Genomic DNA, 5685 nt, shown 5'->3' with positions numbered 1-5685 from the left:
GTCGGGTAGTGGGCCGGGGTCCTGTGGGACCGGGGGCAGCGGTTCGGTCACCGCCTCGTCCGGCCGCGCCGCCCCGCAGTCCGCGTCGGCGTCCGCCGTCGCGAGAGCCTGGAGGCGCCCGGCGACGTCCGCCAGGTCGCGTGGCCGGTCGGCCGGGTTCTTCGCCAGCAACTTGTGTATCAGGCGGAGGAGTTCGGGCGGGGCGTCCGGGCGTATCTCGGTCAGCCGGGCCGGCGCCTCGTGGACCTGCCGATACAGCAGCCGCGCCGCGTCCGTTCCGCTGAACGGGGGCTTGCCGGCCAGCAGTTCGTACAGGACGCAGCCGAGCGCGTAGCCGTCGGACGCCGGTCCGGCCGGGTGGCGCAGCGCCACCTCGGGTGCGGTGTAGGCGGCGGTGCCGAGCGGCGGCTCGCCGCTCTCGGCGGCTTCGCCGCCGGCGAGTTCCGCGATGCCGAAGTCCACGACCTTCAGCAGCCCGTCGTCGGTGACCAGCAGGTTCGCGGGCTTCACGTCGCGGTGGACGATGCCCGCGCGGTGGGCGGCGGCCAGCGCCCGGGCGGCCTGGGCACCGAGGTCCGCACAGGTCTCCCAGGGCACCTGAACCCGTGCGTAGCGCGGCGTCCGCGCGAGGCTGCGGCCCGCCACCAGTTCCATGACCAGGAACGGGCGGCCGTCGGCGGACTGGCCGAAGTCGTGGAGGGCGGCGATGCCCGGGTGGTTGAGCCGGGCCGTCACCCGGGCTTCGGCCGTGAACCGCCGCTCGGCGTCGGGATCGCCGGTCGGCGCGCTCAGCAGCTTGACCGCGACCTCACGTCCGAGGGCGGTGTCCCAGGCCCGCCAGACCTCGCCCATGCCGCCGCTGCCGAGCGGTTCCGTCAGGCTGTAACGATCAGCCAGCAACGCCTCGTCGCGCACACCCACCCCAATGGCTCCACCGGAAGGCCAAACTCTAGGGGGTGCCGGCACGGGGATGTAACGGGGTCGGCGCAACCCGGCCTCACGGTGCCCCCACCACGCCGCCGACGGCCGGGACGTCAGTCCGACGTCGGCCAGTCGGCGTAGCGGATGCGGCCCAGCTCGCGGATGTCGCCGGCGGTGCCCCACTCGTCCCTGCCGAGCCGGGTCAGCGGCCGCAGGCGCGTGACCTCGGGGTGGTTCCCGTCGAGGACGCCCTCGTCGACGGCGATGTGCACCACCCGGCCGAAGACGACGGTGGAGTCGCCGAGCAGCAGCGTGCTGTGCAGCTCGCACTCCAGCGCAACGGGGGAGGCGGCGACACGCGGCGCCTTCACCCGCGCGCTCGCCTCGCGCGCCACGCCCACGGCGTCGAACTCGCTCATCCCCTCGGGGAAGTCGGTGGCGGTCTTGTTGATCTCGTCGAGCAGCGGTTCGGGGGCCAGGTTGACCACGAACTCCCCGGTGGCCTCGACGTTCCGGAGTGTGTCCTTCCGGCCGACCGAGGTGAACTGCACGACGGGCGGCGTGACCGACGCGATCGTGAAGAAGGAGTGCGGCGCGAGGTTGTCGACGCCGTCGGCCGAGACGGTCGACACCCAGGCGATCGGCCGTGGCACCACGGTGGCGGTCAGCAGGCGGTAGACGGCCGTGCGGTCGAGTCGGGCCGTGTCGTGTTCGATGCGCATGCCGGCGATTATCCGCCGCCCGCCCGGGTCCGCCCGCCACACCCCTCGGTCACCCGGTGAGGCGGGGGAGCACGTGTTCGCCGAAGGTGCGGGCGAAGGCGGTCTGGTCGCCGCCGACCTGGTGCAGCATGATCCGGTCGAAGCCGGCCTCGGCCTGGCCGTTGAGCCAGTCGGCGTGCTCGCCCAGGTCGGCGGAGACGTGGACGTACGGGAGGACGTCGTCGGGCGTGACGAACCGGCCGACCTCCTCGAAGTGTTCGGGTCGCGCGAGCTCCCAGCCCGCCTCGCTGCCGAGGATGACCTCGCGCCACTGGTCGTGCGCCATCGCCACGGCCTCTTCCCGGCCGGGGGCCCAGGACAGATGTGCCTGGAGGACGGCCTGGCCGCGTCCGCCCGCGTCGCGGTAGGCGGTGAGGGTCCTGCGGTGGGCATCGTCGGGCTGGTTGACGGTGATCAGGCCGTCGGCCCACTCGGCGCCCGACGCGGCCGTGTCGGGAGTGACGGCGGCGGCCAGCAGCGGGGGCGGGTTCTCGGGGCGCGTCCACAGCCGGGCCGCCTCGACGCGGACCAGCCCGTCGTGGGTGACGGTCTCACCGGCGAACAGTGCGCGGATGACGTCCACACACTCCCGCAGCCGCCTGTCCCTGCTCTCCTTCCGGGGCCACTTGTCGCCGGTGATGCTCTCGTTGAGGGCCTGCCCGCTGCCGAGCGCGGCCCAGAAGCGGCCCGGGTACATGGCGGCCAGTGTGGCGGCGGCCTGTGCGACGACGGCCGGGTGGTAGCGCTGGCCGGGAGCGGTGACGACGCCCAACGGCAGCGACGTGGCCTCCAGCGCCGCGCCGAGCCAGGACCAGGCGTACCCCGACTCGCCCTGCCGGCTGCTCCAGGGTGCGAAGTGGTCGGAGCACATGCCCGCCTCGAAGCCGGCGGCTTCGGCCGCGCGCAGCGCCTCCAGCAGTTCCCCCGGCGGGTACTGCTCGTGTGAGGCGTGGAAGCCGTACTGGGTCATCGGTCCCTCCGGGCCTCGTGCATGTGACAGACCGGTTCTCCGGATCGTCCGACGGCAAACTCGCCCGATCGGGGCGGGCACGGCGGCCGGCGAGAACGTCAGAGGCGGAGCACGACCAGCGCGATGTCGTCCCGGGCGCCGCTGCTGAGGCCGAGCCGTGCCAGGACGGCGTCGGCGAGGCGTTCGGGGCTGTGCCGGGCGTACCGGGCGAGCGCTTCCGTCAGGCGCCGCAGACCTGCGTCGATGTCCTCGCCCCGCCGCTCGATCAGGCCGTCGGTGTAGAGCACCAGGACGTCCCCGGGTGCGTACTCCACGGTCGCCTCGGGACGCGTGGGGGTGTCGAGCTGGGCCCCCAGCGGCGGGTCTGTGGCCTTGTCGAGCAGTTCGCAGCCGCCGTCCCGGCGGAGCAGGACGGGCGGCGGGTGGCCGGCGCTGCTGTAGGTGACCTGCCGCGCCCGGGTGTCCACGACGACCTGGACGACGGTGGTGGTCTGCGCGCCCTCCACGTCCCGCGCGTACAGGTTGAGGATGGCCAGGGCGCTCGCGGGCGCCTCCACCGCGCGGACCGCGGTGGACAGCACGCTGCGCAGCATGCCCATGACGGCGGCCGCCTCCAGGCCGTGGCCGACCACGTCGCCGACCGCGACGGCGAACCCGCCGCCCAGCAGGTCGACCAGGTCGTACCAGTCACCGCACACGTTCAGCGACTCGACGGCGGGCAGATAGCGCACCGCGACGTCGGGGTGCCGGCGGAGGTGGGGAGTCTGGAGCATGGCCTCCTGGAGGGTGAGGGCGACCTGGCGTTCACGGGCGTGGGCCTGGCGCAACTCGTCGTTCAGCGCCTGGAGCTCACGCGCCCGCTCGTACAGCTCCGCCTCCACCGCCTCCGGACGGCCCCCGCCGGCACCACCGAGCGGGCCCGGACGCGGACGGGAGAGCACAAACGCGGTGACGTCCTCCACACGGTGGATGATCCAGGCCACCTGGCCGCCGGGCCCGAGCACCGGGGTGTTGATCGGCGACCACCACCGCTCCTCGAACACGCCGGGTCGCTCGGCCACCGGAATGTCGTACTTCTGCACCGCCATCGTGTCCGGTTCCCTGGACCGCAGGACCCGCAGCAGCGACGCGCGCAGATTGCCGACCCCGTCGGCGTCGGGATCCGCCGGGTTCTCGGGGAAGGCGTCGAAGAGGTACCGCCCGACCAGGTCCTCGCGGGTACGGCCGGTCGCCCGGCGGTACGCCGCGTTGGCGTCGACGATGACGAGGTCCGGCCCCAGGACGAGGGAGGCACTTGGGGAGGCCTCGAAGAGCGCCCGGTAGTCGATCCCCGGCCGCACGCCACCGAGCCCCCGTGCCGCTTCCCTCGGGGCGTGCTCGTCTCCCACACCTTCGTTCTACCGTCAACCGCTCTCCTCGGCACCCGGACGCATCCGTCCCCGGGTCGCTCGCCGACACCCGCCTTGACCTTGACACGGTGACAAGCCCTTCACTGCCTTCCCAGGAGGTGGTCACGATGACGATCACAGAACAGGACCCGGCGGCGCCGCGGGCACTGCGCGGGCTGGCGGACGGCCACGCGTCCGTACGACTCCGGGCCGCGCTGGAACTCGGCACCACACCCGACCCGCGCTGCGTCGACGCGCTCGTCGAACGATCCTCGACCGAGCCCGAGTTCTTCGTCCGCGACATGCTGACCTGGGCACTCACCCGCCACCCGGTGGCGACGACACTGCCCAGACTGCTCCGCGAAACCCGCTCGGAGCGGCCGCGGGCACGCAGCCAGGCGCTGCACACGCTGTCCAAGATCGGCGACCGGCGGGCGTGGCCGGCGATCACCCCTACGCTGTTGTGCGACACCGACGACGAGGTGGCGAGAAGCGCCTGGCGGGCGGCCGTCGTGCTCGTGCCGGAGGGAGAGGAGGCCGCGCTGGCGACTGCCCTGGCCACCCAGCTCGGACGCGGCGGACGGGAGACGCGGCTCAGCCTCAGCCGGGCGCTCACCGCGCTGGGCGAGGTGAGCGTGCCGAGCCTGCACGAGGCGGCGACGGCCCCCGAGCCACACGTGCGCACACACGCCCTCGCCACGGAACGGCTGCTGCGCGACCCCGACGTCGGATTCGGGTACGCGATCGAAGAGGCGAAGCGCGTCGTGGCACTCGGCGGGGGAGGATGAAGCGTGTTGATCGGTGAGGTGGCGCGGCGGTCCGGAGTGAGCGCCCGCATGCTCCGGCACTACGAATCGCTCGGCCTCGTCCGCCCCTCGGGCCGGACCGGCTCGGGCTACCGCGAGTACTCCGCCGCAGACGTGCAGCGGATCTTCCAGATTGAGTGCCTGCGCTCCCTCGGACTGTCGCTGCGGGAGATCGGACGCACACTCGAGGATCCCCGCTCCACGCCCGCCGCGCTCGTCGACGACCTCATCCAGCGGACGCACGAGCGCATCGCCGCCGAAACCGAACTGCTCACCCGGCTGCACCGGATCAACGCCGTGGACCCCGCCGACTGGGAGGACGTGCTCCAGGTCGTCGCGCTGCTACGGGCGCTCGGCTCGAAGAGCCCCGACGTGCGCCAACGCGCCGCCCTCGCCTCCGCCGACGAGGTCCCGGTGCCGGTGGAGGCCCTGGTCGAGGCGGCACTGAGCGAGACGGACACCAACGTCGCCGGTGCCCTCCGCTGGGCGCTGGCACGCTCCGGCGGCCCGGACCCGGCCCCGCTCCTGGCCCGCGCCCTCGACTCACCCGACGCCGCGGTGCGCGCCCGCGCCGTCCAGACCCTCGCCGAGATCCCCGGCGCCGCGGCCACCGCGCTGATGCGCGACGCCCTCGCCCACTCCGACCCCGTCGTTCGCCGCCACGCGGCTCTGGCCCTGAGCACCCACGGCGTGACCGAAGCCGTCCCCGCTCTCATCGACATGATCATCGAGGGGGCAAACGACATCGACGCGGCCGACGCCCTGAGCGTGCTCGCGAGCGACACCACCGCGGCGGACCGCATCGCGAGCACTCTCGCCGACCACCTCGTCCACCACAC

6 protein-coding genes are annotated in these 5685 nt (G+C 73.6%); 2 read left to right on the top strand and 4 right to left on the bottom strand.

Features of this window, described 5'->3' with window-relative positions:
• The 4 genes from FNX44_RS23085 to FNX44_RS23070 form a co-directional block, all read right to left on the bottom strand.
• A partial coding sequence (locus tag FNX44_RS23085) for a serine/threonine-protein kinase (protein ID WP_143650723.1) occupies positions 1-921 on the bottom strand: 921 nt, incomplete at its 3' end.
• A 113-nt stretch (positions 922-1034) separates the two neighbouring features.
• A complete protein-coding gene (locus FNX44_RS23080; protein ID WP_143650722.1) occupies positions 1035-1643 on the bottom strand; it encodes a flavin reductase family protein in 609 nt (202 codons plus the stop codon).
• Between the two features lie 49 nt (positions 1644-1692).
• On the bottom strand, positions 1693-2652 hold the full coding sequence (locus FNX44_RS23075) for a TIGR03885 family FMN-dependent LLM class oxidoreductase (protein ID WP_143650720.1): 960 nt from the start codon (positions 2650-2652) through the stop codon (positions 1693-1695).
• 98 nt (positions 2653-2750) lie between these two features.
• The gene (locus tag FNX44_RS23070; protein WP_143650725.1) at positions 2751-3992 is read right to left on the bottom strand and encodes a PP2C family protein-serine/threonine phosphatase; all 1242 of its coding nucleotides are present in this window, start codon (positions 3990-3992) and stop codon (positions 2751-2753) included.
• A 176-nt stretch (positions 3993-4168) separates the two neighbouring features.
• Here FNX44_RS23070 and FNX44_RS23065 point away from each other — a divergent pair, with 176 nt between their 5' ends.
• Together FNX44_RS23065 and FNX44_RS23060 are read left to right on the top strand one after the other, a co-directional pair.
• Complete coding sequence (locus FNX44_RS23065; protein ID WP_143650718.1) at positions 4169-4828, top strand: HEAT repeat domain-containing protein; 660 nt, start codon at positions 4169-4171, stop codon at positions 4826-4828.
• A gap of 3 nt (positions 4829-4831) precedes the next feature.
• The coding region (locus FNX44_RS23060) for a HEAT repeat domain-containing protein (RefSeq protein ID WP_143650716.1) at positions 4832-5685 on the top strand (854 nt) is incomplete at its 3' end.

It is taken from the genome of Streptomyces alkaliterrae (assembly GCF_007097205.2).
GTDB classification, from domain to species: domain Bacteria; phylum Actinomycetota; class Actinomycetes; order Streptomycetales; family Streptomycetaceae; genus Streptomyces; species Streptomyces alkaliterrae.
The sequence above is the reverse complement of the archived record's forward strand: the minus strand, read 5'-3'. Positions and strand labels throughout refer to the sequence as shown.

Bases quoted from the DNA above. Each gene is read 5' to 3' on its own strand.
- FNX44_RS23075 (WP_143650720.1), bottom strand. From the start codon at position 2,652: ATGACCCAGTACGGCTTCCACGCCTCACACGAGCAGTACCCGCCGGGG.
- FNX44_RS23065 (WP_143650718.1), top strand. From the start codon at position 4,169: ATGACGATCACAGAACAGGACCCGGCGGCGCCGCGGGCACTGCGCGGG.
- FNX44_RS23080 (WP_143650722.1), bottom strand. From the start codon at position 1,643: ATGCGCATCGAACACGACACGGCCCGACTCGACCGCACGGCCGTCTAC.